The organism is Parvibaculum sp. (assembly GCF_039973015.1).
Lineage (GTDB): Bacteria > Pseudomonadota > Alphaproteobacteria > Parvibaculales > Parvibaculaceae > Parvibaculum.
In genome coordinates this window covers 385,756-404,138 of sequence record NZ_JBDWLT010000010.1, presented here as the reverse complement: position 1 = coordinate 404,138, position 18,383 = coordinate 385,756, and the positions used below count along the sequence as shown (strand labels likewise).

The 18,383-nt window shown below is 59.1% G+C and carries 19 protein-coding genes; 6 read left to right on the top strand and 13 right to left on the bottom strand.

What is annotated here, in order from left to right:
• Position 1: 1 nt before the first annotated feature.
• The gene (locus ABJO61_RS13200; RefSeq protein ID WP_348328722.1) at positions 2 to 1,108 is read right to left on the bottom strand and encodes an NAD(P)-dependent alcohol dehydrogenase; all 1,107 of its coding nucleotides are present in this window, start codon (positions 1,106 to 1,108) and stop codon (positions 2 to 4) included.
• Between the two features lie 105 nt (positions 1,109 to 1,213).
• Between ABJO61_RS13200 and ABJO61_RS13195 the strand changes: the two genes are divergently transcribed.
• Positions 1,214 to 1,864, top strand: coding sequence for a TetR family transcriptional regulator (locus tag ABJO61_RS13195; protein ID WP_348328725.1), 651 nt, complete (start codon positions 1,214 to 1,216; stop codon positions 1,862 to 1,864).
• Positions 1,865 to 2,014: 150 nt separating this feature from the next.
• Here ABJO61_RS13195 and ABJO61_RS13190 read toward each other — a convergent pair whose 3' ends face one another.
• Together ABJO61_RS13190 and ABJO61_RS13185 are read right to left on the bottom strand one after the other, a co-directional pair.
• Positions 2,015 to 4,012 carry a DUF1302 domain-containing protein gene (locus tag ABJO61_RS13190; protein ID WP_348328728.1) on the bottom strand — a complete coding sequence of 666 codons (1,998 nt, stop codon included), beginning with the start codon at positions 4,010 to 4,012 and terminating at the stop codon, positions 2,015 to 2,017.
• Between the two features lie 47 nt (positions 4,013 to 4,059).
• The gene (locus tag ABJO61_RS13185; protein WP_348328731.1) at positions 4,060 to 4,977 is read right to left on the bottom strand and encodes a hypothetical protein; all 918 of its coding nucleotides are present in this window, start codon (positions 4,975 to 4,977) and stop codon (positions 4,060 to 4,062) included.
• Positions 4,978 to 5,434: 457 nt separating this feature from the next.
• Between ABJO61_RS13185 and ABJO61_RS13180 the strand changes: the two genes are divergently transcribed.
• The gene (locus ABJO61_RS13180; protein WP_348328734.1) at positions 5,435 to 6,073 is read left to right on the top strand and encodes a hypothetical protein; all 639 of its coding nucleotides are present in this window, start codon (positions 5,435 to 5,437) and stop codon (positions 6,071 to 6,073) included.
• A gap of 106 nt (positions 6,074 to 6,179) precedes the next feature.
• Here the strand turns inward: ABJO61_RS13180 and ABJO61_RS13175 are convergent, their stop codons facing one another.
• Both ABJO61_RS13175 and ABJO61_RS13170 read right to left on the bottom strand, forming a co-directional pair.
• The gene (locus ABJO61_RS13175; protein ID WP_348328737.1) at positions 6,180 to 6,968 is read right to left on the bottom strand and encodes a hypothetical protein; all 789 of its coding nucleotides are present in this window, start codon (positions 6,966 to 6,968) and stop codon (positions 6,180 to 6,182) included.
• A 45-nt stretch (positions 6,969 to 7,013) separates the two neighbouring features.
• Positions 7,014 to 8,078 (bottom strand): AraC family transcriptional regulator ligand-binding domain-containing protein, encoded by a 1,065-nt coding sequence (locus tag ABJO61_RS13170; RefSeq protein ID WP_348328740.1) that lies wholly within the window; start codon positions 8,076 to 8,078, stop codon positions 7,014 to 7,016.
• A 118-nt stretch (positions 8,079 to 8,196) separates the two neighbouring features.
• Between ABJO61_RS13170 and ABJO61_RS13165 the strand changes: the two genes are divergently transcribed.
• The 3 genes from ABJO61_RS13165 to ABJO61_RS13155 all read left to right on the top strand — a co-directional run bounded on the left by ABJO61_RS13165 (position 8,197) and on the right by ABJO61_RS13155 (position 11,068).
• Positions 8,197 to 9,045 carry a metal-dependent hydrolase gene (locus ABJO61_RS13165; protein WP_348328743.1) on the top strand — a complete coding sequence of 283 codons (849 nt, stop codon included), beginning with the start codon at positions 8,197 to 8,199 and terminating at the stop codon, positions 9,043 to 9,045.
• 267 nt (positions 9,046 to 9,312) lie between these two features.
• Positions 9,313 to 10,515, top strand: a complete 1,203-nt coding sequence (locus tag ABJO61_RS13160; RefSeq protein WP_348348370.1) for a cytochrome P450 — start codon at positions 9,313 to 9,315, stop codon at positions 10,513 to 10,515.
• A 142-nt stretch (positions 10,516 to 10,657) separates the two neighbouring features.
• Positions 10,658 to 11,068, top strand: a complete 411-nt coding sequence (locus ABJO61_RS13155) for a Rap1a/Tai family immunity protein (protein WP_348328750.1) — start codon at positions 10,658 to 10,660, stop codon at positions 11,066 to 11,068.
• Positions 11,069 to 11,095: 27 nt separating this feature from the next.
• On the opposite strand, the gene ABJO61_RS13150 is transcribed toward ABJO61_RS13155, so the two are convergent.
• A complete protein-coding gene (locus tag ABJO61_RS13150; RefSeq protein WP_348328753.1) occupies positions 11,096 to 11,269 on the bottom strand; it encodes a hypothetical protein in 174 nt (57 codons plus the stop codon).
• Positions 11,270 to 11,650: 381 nt separating this feature from the next.
• On the opposite strand from ABJO61_RS13150, the gene ABJO61_RS13145 reads away from it, so the two are divergent.
• Positions 11,651 to 12,427, top strand: coding sequence for a response regulator transcription factor (locus tag ABJO61_RS13145; protein WP_348328756.1), 777 nt, complete (start codon positions 11,651 to 11,653; stop codon positions 12,425 to 12,427).
• Positions 12,428 to 12,450: 23 nt separating this feature from the next.
• Here the strand turns inward: ABJO61_RS13145 and ABJO61_RS13140 are convergent, their stop codons facing one another.
• From ABJO61_RS13140 to ABJO61_RS13110, 7 genes are all read right to left on the bottom strand, one after another.
• Entirely contained in the window at positions 12,451 to 14,559 is a 2,109-nt protein-coding gene (locus tag ABJO61_RS13140; protein ID WP_348328759.1) for an ATP-binding protein, read from the bottom strand.
• A 6-nt stretch (positions 14,560 to 14,565) separates the two neighbouring features.
• A complete protein-coding gene (locus tag ABJO61_RS13135) occupies positions 14,566 to 15,060 on the bottom strand; it encodes a TadE/TadG family type IV pilus assembly protein (protein WP_348328762.1) in 495 nt (164 codons plus the stop codon).
• Positions 15,061 to 15,070: 10 nt separating this feature from the next.
• Positions 15,071 to 15,232 carry a Flp family type IVb pilin gene (locus ABJO61_RS13130; protein WP_348328765.1) on the bottom strand — a complete coding sequence of 54 codons (162 nt, stop codon included), beginning with the start codon at positions 15,230 to 15,232 and terminating at the stop codon, positions 15,071 to 15,073.
• Between the two features lie 276 nt (positions 15,233 to 15,508).
• A complete protein-coding gene (locus ABJO61_RS13125; RefSeq protein WP_348328768.1) occupies positions 15,509 to 15,763 on the bottom strand; it encodes a hypothetical protein in 255 nt (84 codons plus the stop codon).
• The gene (locus tag ABJO61_RS13120) at positions 15,763 to 16,488 is read right to left on the bottom strand and encodes a tetratricopeptide repeat protein (RefSeq protein WP_348328770.1); all 726 of its coding nucleotides are present in this window, start codon (positions 16,486 to 16,488) and stop codon (positions 15,763 to 15,765) included. Before ABJO61_RS13120 ends, ABJO61_RS13125 begins: the two co-directional genes overlap by 1 nt.
• Positions 16,485 to 17,432, bottom strand: coding sequence for a type II secretion system F family protein (locus ABJO61_RS13115; RefSeq protein WP_348328772.1), 948 nt, complete (start codon positions 17,430 to 17,432; stop codon positions 16,485 to 16,487). The genes ABJO61_RS13120 and ABJO61_RS13115 overlap by 4 nt, the downstream gene beginning before the upstream one ends.
• Positions 17,433 to 17,443: 11 nt before the next feature.
• Positions 17,444 to 18,373: a type II secretion system F family protein gene (locus ABJO61_RS13110; protein ID WP_348328774.1), complete on the bottom strand. Its 930-nt coding sequence runs from the start codon at positions 18,371 to 18,373 to the stop codon at positions 17,444 to 17,446.
• Positions 18,374 to 18,383: the final 10 nt, after the last annotated feature.

Sequence of the window (18,383 nt, the reverse complement as noted above, 5' to 3'; positions counted from 1 at the left end):
TTTATTGCTGGCCCGTGAGCAGCACGACCTTGACGCATTTGCCTTCATGCTGATCGGCAATGGCGCTGTTGATCTCACTCAGCGGATAGGTTTTGACGAGCCGGTCGAAGGGGAGTTTTCCCTGATTGTGCAGCTCTATCAATTTCGGAATGAACGTGTCGGGATCGCTGTCGCCCTCAATGATGCCCTTGACCGTATGGCCGAAGGTGACGAGCGACATGAGATCGCCGGGGACCGGGGTGCCGGGCGGCGCTATGCCGACGATGCCAAAAGTACCATGAGGCGCAAGGCAGCCCATGACCGCCTGCAGCAAATCCGGGATGCCGGTCGTGTCGAAGGCATAGTCGATACCGACAGGCAGGATCGCGCGCACCGCAGCGGCGAGATCCTTCGCTTCGGCCGGGTCGAGCGTATGCGTCGCGCCGAGTTCGCGAGCAAGTTCGCGGCGCCCCCGATGCGGCTCGAGTACGATGATCGTCTCGCAGCCCTGCACGACCGCGCCCATGACAGCGGAAAGACCGACGGCGCCGCCGCCGAGAATGAGGACGGAGGAGCCCTTTTGGCAGGCGAGCGAATTCATGATACCGCCCGCGCCCGTCTGGATACCACAACCTAGGGGGCCGGCCAGTTCGAGCGGAAAGCCTTCTGGCGCCTTCACAACATTGCGCTCATAGGTGATGCAATGAGTCGCGAAGGAGGATTGGCCGAAGAAATGGCTCGCGACGTCTTCACCTGCTCCATGCAGCGCCTTAGTGCCGTCAGGGCGCATGCCTGCATAGTTCAGCATGGGCATGGTGTAGCAATAAGCGGGAAGACCCTGGTTGCAGCGGGCGCACTCGCCGCAGGAACGGAAGGTGATCGCCACGCGGTCGCCAGGCGCGACCTTGCTGACCGCGCTTCCGGTCTTTTCAACAATGCCGGAGCCCTCATGACCGAAGACAGCAGGGGGCGCTATGGTCGAGGTCGCCTTGAAGACGAGATCGGTATGGCAAAGACCGACACCCACCACGCGAACGAGAATTTCGTCTTCGCGGGGCTCGTCGATCTCAAGCTCCTCAATCGTGAAATCCGCATCGGGTGCCCGTGCGACCGCCGCCGTAACCTTCATCCTCCGCCTCCCTGATCCCGCTGTTCACGGGTTATTTTTGATGGCGCATTTAAAAATTTAAATCTACATTTAAATCGAAAAAGCGACGGAAGCAAGGAGACCTTTGTGAAGGCTCAGGAGAAGGGGAAGGCGCGCGCCGCCCCACCAAGGCCTGCGGTGCGGGATCTGCTGCTGGAGGCAGCCAGCGCGGTGATGAGCGAACGGCAGTCCATCGATGTGCCGCTCACCGACATTGCGGCACGCGCCGAAGTGAACGTGGCGCTGGTGAGCTATTATTTCGGCGGCAAGGAGGGGCTCTTGCTGGCGCTTGCCAAGCGCGACGCCACCATGGCGCTGGGAGAACTCGACCGGCTTCTGTCCCTCAACATCAGCCCGGCGGAAAAGCTCCGGCGGCATATCAGCGGCGTTATCAGGACTTTTTTTCTGCGCCCCTATCTCTACCGGCTGCTGGCGGCGCTCATGCGCGACAGCTCCGAGGAGAATGCCCGGGAAATCACAACCTTCTTTGCCGAACCGCTGGCGCGGACGGCAAAGGAGCTCATGGAGGCCGGTATCGCCGACGGCACAATCCGCCCTATCGACCCGGAACTCTTCTATATGGCGGCACTCGGTGCCTGCGAACAGATATTCGCCAACCGGTCGATACTCAAATTCGTGCATGGCGTAGAGGAACTCGACGAGACCTTGCAGCGGCGCTATGCGGATGTCGTGCTCGAAGTGCTGATGCATGGCTATCTCGCGCCGCGCGAGACCTGACCACCCCGAACGATACGACCCGCCCCCGGTTTCCCAGGGACGGGCCGCGACGCGAGGCCAGGCTTGTGGCCTCAGGCAGAGAGTGGCCTCTCTCTTGGTCCGGTCGTATTTTCTCCGGTCAAACGGCAGCCATCCAGCCGGAGAAAATTCCTAGAACGTGTAGGACGCCGTCATGCTGACGAAATCCTTGTCGTAGGATCCGTTGCGATATTCGGCACCGAAGTTGTTCGTGTAGTCGAGCGACACGCGGTACTGGTCGAGATAACTCCCCGTCACACCGACTGTCACCGCCTTCTTACCTTCCACGAAACCCGGACCGATCGGGCCCGCGGAATAACCGTTCACGTCATGGCTCCAGATGAGCATGGGGCTCAGCGTGTAAGGCGTACCAAAGGCGTTGGGATATTCCATCTGAGCCAGCAGGCGGTAGCCCCAGGAGAAGGACGTCGCATATTGCGGCGTGATCGTGCAGGAACCGAGACGGATGCAATTGTCACCATAGGTTGCCGCCGACCCCGGATTGACGTGCGTTTCACCCGAGCGCGGGATAGCCAGACGGCTTCCCTCCGCATCCGGCAGATACTGGAAGCCCACATTCGCGACCAGGATCAAGAGATTGCCTTGCAGCGCGCTGACGATCGGGTCGGAGGGCGTCAGCGTGCTCAGCGTATAGAGCTGACCATGCAGCGCTTCCATTCGACGGGAGCCGGGGATTACGGAGCCAGGCGTGACGGGTGCACCCTGATAGTAGTCGGGCTCGCCCGGTCCCGGCGTATAGCCGAAGTTTTCAATGTCGGCACCGACGATTTCCGACGAGTCGACCTGGAAGGGCATATCCGGGAAATAGGCAAGTTCGCCGGACAAAGCCGTCGCATCACCGATGACGGGGATCGTCGTGTTGAAGCTGGCACCGAACATCTTGATGTCTTCGGGGTACTGCACAACGAGCCGCTTATTGTCGCCCGCGGCCTGGGCGAAGATGCCCTGTCCAAAGGAAACCGGGCGGCCCGCATCGTCGGTGAGACCCGGAACGGCGCTGGTGCAGCTCGGGCCGGAGAGAGATCCGGGCACAGCCGGATTACAGAAAACCTGCAGAACAGCCGTTGTGCCTGTCGGTACGGTCGCCGTGGTCGTGCCGAAAGGCAGCTTCGAATGGAAGTTCACGAAATAGCTCGAAAGCTCCGTGCCATGATTAAGCCAGTCGGCGTAATAACGCAGCGCAAAGCCATACTGGCCCTGGTCACGGGCCTCCTCGTCGCGCGCACGCGGCACGAAGGCCGTCGGCGTACCACTCAAACCGCCGCCGACATTATAGACTTCACCGCCCGAGAGAGCGTAGCGGCAACCAGCAGCGGCCGCGTCGCTTGGCGAGAAGAAGCTGCCGCAGGCAGGAAGAACGGATTCCTCCCACTGGAAAACATATTGCGCTTCGAAAGTGAGGTTTGCGGGAAGGCCGATACTCGCAAAGATCGAACTCTGCGGCAGGAAGACTTCCTTCAACTCCACGCCGGGCCGCACAAGAGCCGAAACGTCGAGCGGAAGGTAAGCTGAAACACCGCCGGGAATGAAGAGGCTCTCACCCCAGTTTACCGCCTGGCGGCCGATGCGCACGGAAGCCGGCATGTCGGCCACAAGGAAATTGCCGTAAGCGAAAGCATCGAGCAGGTCGACGGAGCGTGCCTGAAGGTTCAGCGCGTCGTCACCCCGGAACTGGTCGTCCAGTTCACGCCGCTGGTCGTAAGGCGCTGCGACGGGTCCGTATTTGCCGCCCCCATGACCAAGTACCTGATCGCCGATATAATCGTAGAAAGCCTTGGCGCGGACGAAGAAACCAAACCTGTCATATTTGATATCCGCTTCCGAGATGATTTTCACCGGCGCCGCGATGAACTCGCCCCGCTCGACGTTCACGTTGCCGTCGTCGGAATTCACATCGTAGTCGGTGCCGCCCGGCGCATAGCAACCGCCGTTGAACACGGAGATGTATTCGCAGCTCTGTTCCGAGGTACGAACACTCGCACCGGCAGACACCGTCGTCGAAATCGAAATATCGACAGGCCCGGCTTCGATCTGCACCGCCTGGGCTGCGGTTGCCGCACCCGCAAGAACGGCCAACGGCATCCACAGTTGCAAGATGCGTTTCTTCATAAGCACTTCCTCCCTCTTCGCAGCGACAGGCACTCCCCTCGTGCCCGCTACGGCATTACCGTGATCAGAACGTCACTCACCGTCTCAAGCGGCAGCGTCGCGTCGGCGATGCCGGCCACTGGTCCCAAAACAAGCGGCATAGCGATATCCATGCCGGTCGTTCCATCCGGCAGCAACGGCACCGAGAGAACCTGCGTTGCAAGGCTCCCAACAGGCTCGAGAACGGGGCTGAGTTGTTCGAGCGGCAAGTCCGGCAGCGGAACGCCCCCAACAGGGCTGCCACCGCCTGCGCCCAGAAGGCCCAGCAGAACCGGGCTGATGACCGGCTCCAGAGCGTTCAGATTACCGTTGCTTGAATCTGCCTGTGCTCCCTCGATTATGCCTCGCGCGAGGTCACCCACCGGCGCAAGCGGCGCGCTGTCTTCGGGCGCTATATTGCCAAGCTGAGCTTCACCGCCGCCGGAAAGAAGACTGGGAACAAGCCCGCCTTCCATCCCGACAAGCGCGCCCGTGAGGTCGTAACCCAGAAGATCTTCGCCAAGGCCGCCTTCGCCCGAAACGCCAAGGGGCGGAACCTGCGATCCGATCTGATCGAGGCCGTCGATGAGCGCGGCCTGAGCCTCAGCTGGTAAAAGGCCGTCTTCGATAGGAAGCTGTCCCACCACGTCGCCGAGTATGGGAACGGAGGTCAATGCCTCGGTCGAAAGAGCGCCTGCGAGGAGCCCCTCGTCGCCTCCACCTGCTGTCGACCCGGCCAGGCCGCCATCGCCAAGCAGCGGCGACAGAACGTCAACTCCGAGTACCGAATCGGAGACGCCGCCTTCACCGGACAGACCAAGCTGTGTACCGCCAAGAGCGGAACTCGAAGGAGAAGATCCTGCCGAAATCGAGGACGGATCTCCGCTTCCACCTGAACAACCCGCAAGCGCGCCGGCGACGAACAACGCAATGAATGATGATCTCATGACTACTTCCTCCCGTGTGAACTTGCGTAGCAAATTCATCGGGAGAGACGATGTAGAGAAATGTGGCGATATGTCCGGCGGCCGAGACAGGCTGAATGTTTGTCCGTATACGAATGTCCGGAACACGAGAGTCCTTGCCGTGCAACCGGTTCTGAGTTCTCGTGTGAGTGTAATTCTTTGTAATGCCGATGGACTCAGGCAGAGCGCCGCTGCAACGATCAGAACATCGTACTTCCGTTGCGGGAGCTTCAAATCCCCGCCGGTTTCCCGGCTGTCATTTCGGTCATGAAGGTTCTTCTCGATCTCGATGCAGCATCCCTCACCCAGGGAAACCGCCGACCGGGCCGAACGCCTCTGCAAGGGAAGAAGGCGCCCGTCTTCGACATGAAGGCGGGCGCCGCTTTCGGCCTTACAGCAAAACGAAGAGAGTTCCTCCGCCGGAACCCAGGAGGAAACCGTGAAGAAGAAACCGGTCGTTTCAGCTTCCCTGAGCGACATCAGAGAAGACACCATCGTCCTTACGGGCTCAATGTCGCTTGTTGCAACGGCGCTCTTCGGTGATTCCGGCCAACTCATGAAATTTCTTCAGTCGAACATTCCCGCGAGTGCCGTGGCCGCCGACCAGCGCTACCGCAAATGGGTCTTCGCACTCAGCAAGACCGGGCCAATGCGCCTGGCTCAGCACGTCGCCAGCCAATATGCCGACCGTGAGGAAGAGGCAGCGGCTTTCGTCTTCCCGCGTCGAATACCTTCCTGGCGAGCGCATTGGCGCGGCGACAGAGCTTATCTCATTCACCTCGACCTGGTGCCCCGTGTACTGGATGCGCTCAAGGGACCGGGAACGATGCGCCTCATCAAGGATCCATCCCTCCGTTTCGATCCGGACATACCGTGGGAGGTGTCGGTCGAAAGCGGGAAGGAAATGAATGCGGTCTGGCGAGACACGAATGCAAGGCCTGCGCGAGCGGTCAGGATGGTTCGTGACGGAGAGGCATGGCGCCTGGCAGAAGACAGGAAAATGGAAGATGGGCCTGAAGACTGCGCCCATGACGGCCCCGAGACGTGGCTCGGTCATTTTCTGGCCGGCAGGGGATAGCTGTCGCCCCCTTCGAGGCAGTCCCGGACAAGCAGCAGACAAATGAAAGAGGCGGGACCGAAATCCCGCCTCCTTGTCTGTAGTACCTGCTGGCAAGAGCCTGCCCTTACGGAGTCGGCAGACCGCCCGTAACGGTGTCGAGCAGACCGGTCACGGGGGCAAGCGGGTCGTCGCCGCCACCGCCGCCGGGCAGACCACCACCGAGCAGATCGGTGACGGGCGCAAGCGGATTGCCGCCATCGCCGCCGGGCAGACCACCGCCGAGCAAATCGGTGACAGGAGCGAGCGGATTATCGCCGCCGCCAGCGAGGCCGCCGAGCAGATCGGTCACCGGGGCGAGCGGATCGCCGCCGCCGTCTCCTCCAGGCAAACCGGGAAGCGCGCCTGCGGGAGCAAGGCCGCCAAGCGCGCCGTCTTCGCCGCCACCGACAAGCGCGGGAATTGTCCCGGTGTCGCCCAGCAGCATACCTGTCACGTCCTGCCCGATGAGATCAGCCACCAGGCCATCTTCACCGCCGACGCCAAGCGCCGGCACCTGGCCGAGAACCATGTCGAGAGGGATCTGGCCGAGAGCGTCGTTCACAGGCGCAAGGCCATCCGCGACGGGCGCCAGAGCGCTCGTCAGTTCGGCCGGAAGCTGGCCACCGATGAGGCCTTCGTCACCGCCACCGAGCACACCTTCGGTGCCGAGAAGGGGGTCCGTCAGCGATGCAAGGCCAAGCGTATCCGTTACGCCGCCTTCGCCAGTGACACCGAGTGCCGATACCGTGGAGGTCGATCCTCCGCCCCCGCTACCTCCGCCGCCACCAATCGTGGACGATCCGTCGGAAGAACATGCAGCAGCGAGCAGCATAGCGCCCGTCGCCAAAGTCATCTTCGCTACGTTCCTAATCATCAGCCTAACCTCTCCTCGCGTCGTTGAACTGGAGGAGAGCCTAAGTCACACGAGCGTTTTATGGTGTGGAAGCATGTATAATTGCGTGGCCGTTTGTTGGCACCGTCCGGATTGGTCAGCAGTCTGACTGTCTGTCCCATTTTGGGTCTGTTCACGGGCGCGGAAAACCTGGGGCGAGCAGTCATTCCACTTGCGAAATGCCCTTCGGAAGTTAGCGGCATCGTCAAAGCCGAGAAGCGATGCGACGTCCCCAACCGTCAGGGGCGTTTCTCTTAAATATTCACGCGCCAAATAGTTTCGGACATCGTCGACAATTGTGCGGTAGGAAGCGTTCTCTGCCTCCAGACGCCTGCGCAGCGTTCGCTCGCTCATGTTGAGGCGTCTGGCCGCTTCTGTCATGCCCGGAAAGCGGCCACGCGCGCCCAGGATCATGCGGCGAACTTCTGCCCCCAGACCGCTTGCAGCATCCATATCCCGCAAGAGGCGCTCGCACTGGCGCCGGTACATATCCGCAACCGGAATTTCCGCGGCAGACAAGGGTTGATCCACACGCTCATTTGGCCCGACAAATCGATTGACGCGATGGCCGAAGGAAACACGCGTGCCGAAGTAGCGGCAATAGACATCCTCGGGCATTGCAGGCTGGTATGACAGCTCAACCCTGCATTCATCCGGTAGAGGGCCGATCAACTGGCGCAGTGCGGCAAGTACGCCCGCAAAAAAGAGCTCGATTATAAAATGCGGTGCGCCTTCCACGTGAAATGGCGGTTCAAATGTCAGGACCGCGTTTTCTCCGGTGAATGCGAGCTGGATATTTCCCTGGCCGCCTCGCAGCGGGCTGTACTGGATGAGGAGACCTGCAGCCTGGCGTAGGCTACGACTACTCAGAATGGCGTGTCCGAGAAGACCGTGTGTCCCAAGATGCATGCTTGATCCAAGCCGCAACGCGATCGACGGTTCCTGCGTCAGCGCGACGATGTTTTCCGACATGATGCGGAACTCGTCTTCCGTGACCGTTCCCGTTCGAGGGACAGGGAATGCCGCCGGATCGTGACCGAGATCACGCAGGACAGCAGAAACGATTTCGACGTAACCGGGTTCAATACGCATGGCGTGTCCGCTTTTAACCCCCAGCTTGGCCGATCATGACCTCCCGTAGATCCGGGAACTCCCTATGTAAGGCATCAATGGACGCGACGGAGCGTTTCCCCCGGAAGGAGATAGCAAGATGCACCAATCCCCCCTATCCCGTACGCCGCAAAATGTCGAAATTGTGCCGCGGAACCGGCAATTCAATATCGAAGAAGTGCTGGAAACAAATTGGCACGGCGGCGACGCCTTCAAGACCGCGTTTTTCGATGCGATGTCGATCCTCTTTCCACTCGGCGAACAGTTCTTCATCGACAGCGTAAAAGAGTTCCGCGACCGGATCGAAGACCCCGAACTGCAGCGCCGCGTGCGCGGCTTCGTTGCGCAGGAATCGATTCATCGGCGCGAGCACCAGAGCTACAATGAAGCCCTGTGCCGGGCACGCGGCATACCGCTCGAAAAAATGGAAGAACGCGTCGAGAAGAAGCAGGCATTTGCACGACGCTACCTTCGTCCAATCCAGCGGTTGAGCGGAACGGTCGCCCTCGAACACCTGACTGCCATTCTTGCCGATGCGACCTTCCGCAACCCGGAAGGCCTCGAAGGCGCCCACCCCGAAATGCAAGCCCTCTGGCACTGGCATGCGCTTGAAGAAACCGAGCACAAATCGGTCGCCTTCGATGTTTTTGTCGCCGTTGGCGGCACATATTGGCGCCGGCGCATATCCATGCTGCTGGTCACGCTCGACTTCACCCAGCACGTGATCCGCAACATGCGGCTTCTGCTGCGCGACTACAAAGGCTCTCGCTTCAAGCTCTGGTGGGGCGGGATGAAATTCCTGTTTGGCGAGAAGGGCGCGCTCCGTGGACTGAAGGAGCCCTATCTCGATTTTTACAAAAAAGACTTCCATCCCTGGGACCATGACAATCGTGAGCTTGTTTCCTCGGTGATGTCGGAGTTTGGCGGCGGGGCCGTCAACCCGATCTGAAAAGTCCACCTGTTGATCCCGCCTGACCGGCCCTGTCGAGGGAAGAGACACAAGATGGCAATGAGAGTCGAGACAGCGGAAGCTGTAGAATATACAGACATCATCCCGGCACGGCCCTTACCGCCGAAGGAAGCCCCGGGAATTCTCACGACGCTCATGAAGCCCCAGCTGCTTGCGAATCTCGTCGCCTCTTATCCCGGCTACTGGTACGAAGTTCGACGTTGCGAATTTCGCGTCGGCATTTCGCGAAGCGGCCGGGGCCTTCTCGTGAACGACCCGGAAGCGCTCAAATGCATTCTTGTGACGGATGCAGAAAACTTTCCCAAAGAGGAAAATCAGCTAGCGATCCTGAAGCCTCTTCTCGGTAAGGGATTGCTGACGGCAGAAGGAAATGCGTGGCGGCGCAACCGGAAGCTTGCCGCCCCTATCTTCCAACATTCGAGTGTGCGCGATTTTGCGCCTCTCTTCGTGCGCGCAGCAGAACGATCGGTTGCGCGTATGCTCGAACAGCAGAGCACCTACCGGATCGACCAGGAGATGACGAAGCTGACGCTGGAGATCATCGGCGAAGCAATTCTGAGCGCCGACCTTGACGACAGCATTGACGACATCTCCCATACGGTGACCGGCATTCTGGACAAGTTTCCGGCGATGTTTCTCGCCTCTGCCTATCTCCCGGCCGGCCTGCGCAACAAATTCATCGAGTCGATTGTCCAGCCAGGACGCAGGAAGCTCGATCTGTTTGCCCGCGGCATCATCGAGGAAGCCAAGAAGGAGGGCGGCGAAACCACTCTCATGCACCGTCTGATGACTGCCTCGCGGAATGAGGACGGTCATGAGATGAGCCTCGAACAGGTACGGGATGAGGTCTCGACCTTTCTGCTCGCGGGCCACGAGACAACAGCTACGACACTTTCCTGGGCGTGGTATCTGTTGACGTTGCATCCCGAATGGCAGGACCGGCTCCATGAAGAAGTTCACGACGTGACGAACGGCCGGCCGCTCACGGCCGAAGATGTGTCTTCACTTCCGCTCACGCGCGCCGTCATCGACGAGACGCTGCGGCTCTACCCGGTGGTGGCCAACCTACTGCGGCGTGCAGCCAAAACCGTGGAGGTGGCCCCGGGCCTTACAATCCCCAAGGGCGATACCGTGCTCATTTCCCCCTGGGTATTGCATCGTCACAAACGGTTCTGGCGGGAGCCCGAGCGGTTCGACCCAATGCGTTTTATCGGGGAGGAGGCAGCGGAACGACCCCGGCATATATACATGCCCTTCGGTGGAGGCCCGCGCATCTGTATCGGCATGAGCTTCGCTATCATGGAGGCTGTGCTTATCCTCGGCACATATGTACAGCGTGCCCGGATCAAAATCCTCAATGCAGACAAGGTGATGCCGCAAGCCCGCATCGTCCTCAGACCGAATGTTCCACTCGAAGCGAGTGTTTCTCCGCGGGAAATCGGCGCCTAGCCAGGAGAAACGATCGAGCGCGTACAGTCATCGACAAAACACGACAACACTAGATCAAGTTGTTTGACTCAGCTTGCTAACTTTCTCCCGAAGATCTTGCGGGACGCGACCTGCGCCCGGTGCAAACAAAGGGAGAAACAGCATGAGACAATTCCTGCGGCATTTCGCTTTGGCTGGAGTTCTCGCGACGGCTTTCGTCGGCATAAACCCGGCAAGAGCAGCTGGAACCTACTCACTGCAAACCGGCGCCGACCTCGCCGCCGTTTGCGGCAATCCTGTGGACGCCCAGTCGCTTACTGGCGAAGAACGCCAGCGCCTGGCGATTTGCGGTGCCTATATCCAGGGATTTCTTGCGCATTACGCGATCGCTCGACCCTCGATGAACGAAGCGACGTTCTGCCTGCCCGCGACGGGTGTCAGCGCCGAGCAGGTCCGCCAGCTGTTCCTTGCTCTTCTGGAGCAGCGCCCGCAGATTCGCGACCTCCCGGCCAGCCTTGATCTGGCGACGAGCCTCACCTGGGGCTATTCATGCCAGAAGCAGAAGGCCCAGTGATCGCGCGACGGATCGTCGGCGCGCAATCTAGTTGTGGAAACCTTCATTGACATCGCAACGTTTGCGCCATTCGGAAAGCAGCGCAACCAGTAGATCCCGGAGCTCATCGTCGCTCAGGCTTTCAACGGCGCCGGCAAGGTCCGTCGTGCGATCGTCGATGGGGTTCTGGCTGGTGTCCATGATGTCGCATTCATAATTCATGGCCTGATCCTCAAGTGTGACGCCACTCAGCCGCAGCCGTGGTCTGCATTACATGCTCGACCTTGCCGGGAAAAACAGGCTGCAAGGTGTAGAAAACTGTACGGATTGGTGAATGCGAGCGGGGGGACGCCGCTCCTCCCGTCCTCTGTTCTGAAATGGGAGCGCGGATACGCACTTCGAAGAAATCATGTGTTCTGTGTGCGTGAATTTAAGAAGAAAAGACGGGCTCGGAAAGTCTAGAAGGAAAGCTGCTTCTGTCGAATTTGGTATAGGATTCTTAAACCACAAAGAGCTAAACTTACCGAGGCCGTGAATTGAGTGTGAGGGTGTTTGAATTCACGATTGGCCGAGTTGTTGTTAAGTCCGGTGGGAGGGAAAACGATGACAGTGACAGCAGAACAGGACGGGGTGGCACACGCGGCCGGCGCGCATGCGGCGTCGCTTCTGCTTGTCGATGACGATCCCGACATCAGAGAGGAAATGAAGTCTTATCTAAGCGCAAATGGCATGATCGTGACGGAAGCGTCCGATGCCAAGTCAGCGCTCAAGGCTTTCAGTGAGAACCAGTTCGATCTCATCGTCCTTGATCTTCTTCTCGGTTCCGACAACGGCTTCGACATCCTTCGCGAAATTCGCCAAACCCATACGACACCCTGCATCATGGTCACGGGGCAAGGTGAGGCTACCGACAAAGTCGTAGGCTTGGAGCTTGGCGCCGACGATTATGTTGTGAAGCCCGTCAATCTACGCGAGTTGCTGGCGCGCATTCGCGCACTTCTCCGCCGTAGCGGAAGTTCGGGCGGCTCGAATGTGCGCAAGAACGCAGCCACCTCCGCCGAACTGGAGGATGTTGGTGCACGCTGGAAATTCGACCCGCATCGCCGCCGGCTCTCAACACCGGACGGTTCGCTCGTCCCTCTCACCACGGCTGAATGCGACCTGCTGATCGAGCTCGTCGCACATGAGGGTAACCCCCAAACGCGTGAAGAACTTTGCCGTCGTGTCTTCAACCGGCAGTGGCAACCTTATGACCGTAGCCTCGACAGCATCGTCGTGAAGCTTCGCCGCAAACTCGAACCGAATCCCGATCATCCGATGGTCATCAAGACAATCCGCGGCAAAGGATACCTGTTCACAGGCTTTCCGAGTACCGAGTAATTGGCTGGGTACGGAGTAGCGGGTCAAGCAATGTCGCGCGGCAGGATCAGCGCTACATATCCACCATCTTCGTGATTGCCCGGTTCGATACGCCCGCCGCCTTCGCGAATGATTGTATCGCAAATGGCGAGTCCCAGCCCCGTCCCGTGCTCAGCGGATTTCGTTGTAAAGAAGGGCTCCATTACACGATCAAGGATTTCCTGACGGAAGCCCGGTCCGTTGTCCTCCACCCGGACGATCGCCATTCCCTTTTCATCCGGGGACACAGTGGCACGAAGGCAGATCAACCCTTCTTCGCGTTCATGCTTCGCACCAATGCCGGAGATCGCATCGACAGCATTCTGCATGAGGTTTCCGAGGACCTGTTCGAGTTGCAGCTGATCGCCGACGACCGCGAGATCTTCGGGCACATCGACCTCAAGGCGAACGCCCGCCCGCAAGAAGACATGGTGCATGATGGTCTCAACATTCTCGATGAGCTCGTGAAGAAGGACTTTTGACTGCTCGCCCGTGCTTTTGCGGCCGAAACGGCGCATCCTGTCTATCACCTCGCTTGCACGCTCAACCTGGGCGAGAACCCGTTTCGTTTTGGCAGCGACCGCCACGCTATTCACTTCAGGTGCCTCAAGAAGAATTTCCAGGTTCTGCACCGCAAGCGAGATGGTATTGAGCGGCTGGCGTAACTCGTGCGCTATGCTCGCCGACATTTGTCCCAGCGCGGCCATCTTCGCCGTTTGCGCAAGTTGCGTCTGCTCCTCGCGAAGGAGAAGGGCTTGCCGCAAGAGGAGCGTCAGCCTGTCGGCAAAGGCGAGGTCCGCCGAAGCAAAACCATGGGCACCGCGTGCCGTGCAGATCAGGAATGCAGCATCACCTCGCAGCGGCAAGGGCAGCACCGCAAAATTTCGGCCCTCCAGACCAAAAGCATTCGCGAGCAAGCGGCCATCGTTCGTCTCAGCATCAAAGACCGGCGCAGACCCGCTGTCGCTTTTTGCCGCCACCATATCAAGGGCGAGATCGACGCTCCGGCCTGTCTTCCCATCACGGGGCAGAAGAAACCGGACATTGCCGTCGAGGCCACGCTGCACCACGCAAGCCGATTCCGCGCCGATACACTCGCAGACAAGCGAAACGAGTTGGCCCAGTTTTTCACGAGTTGAATCCTGGGCAAGCAGCAAGCGCAGTCCCTGCAACATTGCTTCTGCTTCGCGCCGCTGCTGCTCTTCACGAATGCGCGCGCCACGCATTTGCACCATCATTGCGGCCGCTTCGCGCGTATAGCGTTGTGCGTTCCCCTCGTCGACCGAGACAAAAGCTCCCATACAGCTCTTCCCTTCGCTCATACGCGCCGCGGCAAAGAGAAGCTTGTGGCCGGAGGATCGGTCGTCGATTTCGACTTCCAGATGTCGAACACCTCCCCGTTCCCGGAGAATGTCGAGAAAGGTTTGATCGTCACTCGTTTTCAGGGAGGCAAGCTGCCGACCATCGACGAGAGACCCAAGGTCCCTCCGTCCGTTCATGACCCGTCGGACCTTGATGATGCCATCTTCGCCTGCCTCCCAAAGAAGATCTGCTTCCAGCCCGAGCCAGGATTGCGTTTCTTCCAAGAGACTATCCAGTCGGCGGCGTTCCAACGTCGATGCCATCGCGCCGCGAATGCGAATGGAAGCCGCAGATGCCGCATCCGCCAGGCCGTAGCCTGCCGCCACGGCTTCCATCGCGAGGCTGCCCTTGGGAAAGAAAACTGCGATGCGAAGCCCCGTATCACCTGAAAGCCGGCCTTCGGAAAGAAGCCCTTGCCAGGATGCGTGTGAAGAGCCGCTCAGTTCCCCGCTGCGACGACTTGCAAGCGTGTACCAGTCAACAAGGAGCTCTCCTGCATCCACAACAAGACCTCCGTTCCGGGACTGCCAGAGAAGGCGAGGCTCACCGGATGCAGAAAGACCAAGCTCACCCGCCGCAACGGGGCCTGGGGCATGCTCGGACAGAAATGCTGCCGTTTTCTCCAAGGCAACACGCAGCTCCGCTTCCGTCTGCGCACATGCGAAGAGGAGCGAGATTTCCGCGAATGATGAAAGAAGCTCTGCCGGGTCTGGACCCCCGTCTCCGCTGGCGCGGCGATCGCCGACAGACATAGCGAGCTATGCCGACGGATCGGTGACGACGAAGGTCGTCTCCACCCGGATCGTCTCTTCGGGAGTAGGAATGAACGGCAAGAAGGAGAAACGGGAATCCGTATAGTCGATGCCGATAGAAAGGCGGTTGCCACCCGCGTCTGCCGTTTCCTCGAAGTCGAGTGTCGCCGAAGCCGGATCTACGACGGGCGCATAGGCATTCAGTGCATTGTTGATGGCATTCGTTGCGTAAAGCTCGCGCTGGTTTGCATCAAGGCCTGCCACCGCTGCGCGCCCGCCTTCCGTTACCGCATAGGAAAGGGCGATGCGGGTTGCGAACTGGAAACCATAGGACATGATGGCGAACAGGATCGTCAGAAAGACTGCGGCAACGAAAGCGAACTCGATGGCGACAGAACCTCGCTTGTCGCCGAGAAAATGCGATGGAGCAACCGCCCCCCCTTGCGGAAGGGCGGTGCCCAGACCTTCACACTTTCCTTGCGAACCAGCACATCGACGCATGGCTGTTCGTTTACTCCGCAGCCGTCGCGAGATCGGTCTGCACATCACCAAGGACGGCCTGCAAGCTGGTGCCGATACCCGTGTCGCCACCGACGATCGCCCAGAGACCAACAGCAATACCAGCCGCGAGCAATCCATACTCCACGGCGGAAATTCCACTTTCGTCCTTCATGAATCGGCGCATAAACGCCCTGGTGTTCTCAGACATTGAACCCTCCAACATTAATAACGGCCGTTTCCGGCACCCACTTCACCAGGCCCCCCAAGCCTGGCTCCTCCACTCTTTACTGCCGCATATCCATAATATTCTAGCAGATTTAGAGCATCGATTTCAGGCAAGTTTGCATCAGCAATTGCTAATTATGACTAAAACCACGATCCGATTATGGTCTTGACCTTACCCCGCATAACAAAACAACGCTTTCACTTTAGCGCACACAAGATCTCATCATCTTGATTTTCCGGGATCTGACGCCTTCTCTTTTGATTTCTTGCCAATACCCTCGAGATAGGCATCGTATATCCTATCCGCTTCGGCCGACTGCATTGGCGGTTGACGGCCTTCGGCAGCATATTGTGCGTCGAGAACCGCCTCTGCGCGCGAGCCAGGAGGCTCGATTGATGCATTGTTCTGACTGGTGCAAGCGGCGAGCGAAAGAACCGCTAAAATACTCACCAAGGCCTTGCGAGAGAGCCGCTTCATTACATCTCCTCCTTCGCCGTATCACCGGCATGCATACGTTGCTTCAGCCATGTGGCGGCGAATGCCTGAACCTCTTCCCTCTCGCGACTGGACGTAATTCCAGAGAGAAGGCGCCGGGCCTGATCGTCCTTGCCGACCATCATGAGCGCGATGACGAGATTGTTACGGATTGATGTCGAGCCGGGATCGAGTTCCTGCGCCTGGCGCAAGTTGAACTCCGCAGCAGGCACGGCCTCTCCGCCGACACAGAGCTGCGCGTAACCCAGGTTGTTGAGAAATTCGGCGCTCGACGGGCGCACATTCACCGCCCGCTGAAAATAGTCAACTGCCGCCGCCCAATCACCCTGGGCCGCCTTTACACGTCCAACACCATTAAAACCGTCCGGTTCCAGATCCGTTCTCTCCAGATCGGAAAATGCCGACGTCGCCTTTTCATATTGCTCCGTGCCCAGCAAGGCTTCCCCATGCAGTTGCTGGAAATAAGGTGTCTTGCGCTCCTGTACCGCATATTGATCGAGATAGGCGAGCGCTGCCCGGTATCGCCCCTGTTCGATCAGCCCGTTGACGACGCTCAGATAGAGCCGTGAGGTCGAAGCGTCATCGAGCGGCTTGACTGTGTTCGGCGCGGCAGAAATCGTGGCCACCGGGTCGAAGCCATAATCAGCACACCCCGCAAGGGAAAGAAATGTCGCAAAGAGCATCAACTTTTTATTGCCCGGCTTCATTTCGAGGACCTCGTCTTCGTCATTTGCTCGCCTGCGTTCTGCAGCGCCCCTTTCAGTTCCACCACGGCGGGGCCGGCCAGAACCACGAGCAGGACCGGCATAAAAAAGAGGATCATTACAAGCGTAAGATGCGGTGCTTTCCGGCCCACTTGTTCGCGTGCCGTCGCCATTCTTTTTTCGGACATATCGGCGGAGAAACGCCGAAGTGTAGTGCCGAGTTCGCCTCCCTGAAAGAGGGCCTGCTTGATCGTCGACGCCAAGTCCTGCCCTTCATCAAGACCGAGACGTTGTCCGAGCCTGTCGAGTGCCGCATCATAGGGCATGCCGCCGTCAATATCGGCTACGTGTCGACGAAGTACCTCACTGGTCACGGGCGCCGTGCGTCCGGCGACACTTGCGACATAACGCATGCACTGGTCGATACTCACCCCGGCATCGAGCGCCATCAGCATGATGTCGAGTACGGGGGGCAACTCCCGGCGAATGACATTCGCGCGGCGATCCGCGTAAAGCTTCAGCGCAATCAGCACATAGCGATAGAACAAATAGCCGAAGAACAATCCGAGGATGATGTCGATCAGATGCAGACCCTGCGGACCGATGCGCGCCACGATGACCAGAAACCCGACAGTGAAACCCGCAACATATCTCAGGGCCGCAAAAATGTAGAAGGCGGAGGGCTGAAAAAACCCTGCGCGTAACACGAGCGATTTCAGCTCTTGGTTCACCTTCGCGCCTTCGATGCTGCGGCCCGCCTTTTCAAGTCCCTGTAGAACGATTTCGACAAGAGTGCCGTGGGAGCGGTCCAGCGCAAAAAGCCCGGAGAGGCGCGTCGCTGCTTCATGCCGGCGAAGAAGGACTGGACCAAAAGTGACAATGACAAAAGCTCCCGCCGTCGCAGCGAGCATTGCCACCATCCATGTCAGAGTTTCCAGCACCCGCATCGCGCCTTTCTTCAGTATGACGTTGTCTTGATGACCGCTCGCATTACAAATGCGCCGAGCACTTGCGATACCGCGCAATAAATCAACAATGTCGGCCCGGAGGGATTTTCGATAAACCAGCGGACGTAATCCGGACTTTGCAAAAAGACCACCGAAGCGACGAGCATTGGCAACAGACCCAGCACCCATGCGCTCGCGCGAATTTGTGATGTGCTTACCCGTACTTCGCGCATCACCGACGCCCGGCGGCGAATGTTTTCGATCAAGTTGGCGAGGATCGCTGTCAAAGAGCCGCCAAATCGCAAATTCGTTTCGACAGCTGCCCCGAAGAGGCGGAGTTCATAGAGATCGAGTTCGTCGGCCAGCTGGTTCACGCTATCCGTCACTCCGGCGCCATTCGCGATGCGCCGCATCGTCGGAGAAAAGAACTCCACAACAACAGGCGGCGAAGATTGTGTCGCGCGGGAGAGTGCGACGGAGAGGCTGTTGCCGACTACCAGCAACTGCCTTACGCGATCGAAATAGCCGAGCATTGCGTCCGAAAGGGCGTTCATCCTCTGTCTTGCGCGGTAATCGACAATCGCGACGACAACAAGAATTGCACTCAGCACGACCAGTGTCGAAACAAAGAATCCGAGGATCAATATCCCGGTGATCCAGGTACAAAGGGTGAAGAAGCAAAGAGCCGTCAAACGATCGGCGGTCAGTTCGATGCCTGCCTGATACAGACGTGCTCGCGCGAACTCGGGAAGGTAGAAGGTCGAGTCCGGCCAGGCGACGAAAGACGAACTAACGCGAGACGTGGAGGATGAACGCTCGACAAGCCTGTCGAGGCGTTCCCTCACTTCGCTGTCACGCCGGTTTCGCCACAGCAGGAACAGGGCGCAGGCCCCCAGGCCGAGGCAGAGCAATGCTACAATTGCGGTCGAAAATTCGGTCATACTCGCCCTT